The 540-nt window shown below is 56.1% G+C and carries 1 tRNA gene and 1 rRNA gene; both read left to right on the top strand.

Annotated elements, in window-relative coordinates:
• Nucleotides 1-210 (top strand): 16S ribosomal RNA (locus D7X55_RS40265); the annotation flags it as partial.
• Nucleotides 211-419: 209 nt separating this feature from the next.
• Nucleotides 420-496: transfer RNA gene (locus tag D7X55_RS40270), tRNA-Ile, on the top strand.
• Nucleotides 497-540 lie beyond the last annotated feature (44 nt).

Consider the following 540-nt stretch of genomic DNA (forward strand, 5'->3'; position numbering starts at 1 on the left):
CGACTCCATGAAGGCGGAATCGCTAGTAATCGCAGATCAGCACGCTGCGGTGAATACGTTCCCGGGCCTTGTACACACCGCCCGTCACACCATGGGAGTCGATTGCTCCAGAAGTCATCTCACCAAGGGATGCCCAAGGAGTGCTCGGTAACTGGGGTGAAGTCGTAACAAGGTAGCCGTAGGGGAACCTGCGGCTGGATCACCTCCTTTCTAAGGAGACCGGGTGTTGGACTCATCCTTCGGGAGAGTAGGCAACACCAGCAGCCTTCGGGCTGTCAGGTCTAACTAGGTCAATGTTTCCGATAAACAATCCATTATGAACTTCGGGCTTGCTGTTTGGTTTTGAAGGACCGAGCGAAGGCGGCTCGGCTCTTTGAGAATGAAGGACGCTGTAGGGTTCGCCGATGCTTTAGCCCCCTGGGCCTATAGCTCAGCTGGCTAGAGCGCGCGCCTGATAAGCGCGAGGTCGGTGGTTCAAGTCCACCTAGGCCCACCACTCTTCTTTCCTCACTGGAGGGAAGCGAAAGGGTGAATGGTGCT

This window comes from Corallococcus sp. AB049A, assembly GCF_003668885.1.
In the GTDB taxonomy this organism is placed as follows: Bacteria; Myxococcota; Myxococcia; order Myxococcales; family Myxococcaceae; genus Corallococcus; species Corallococcus interemptor.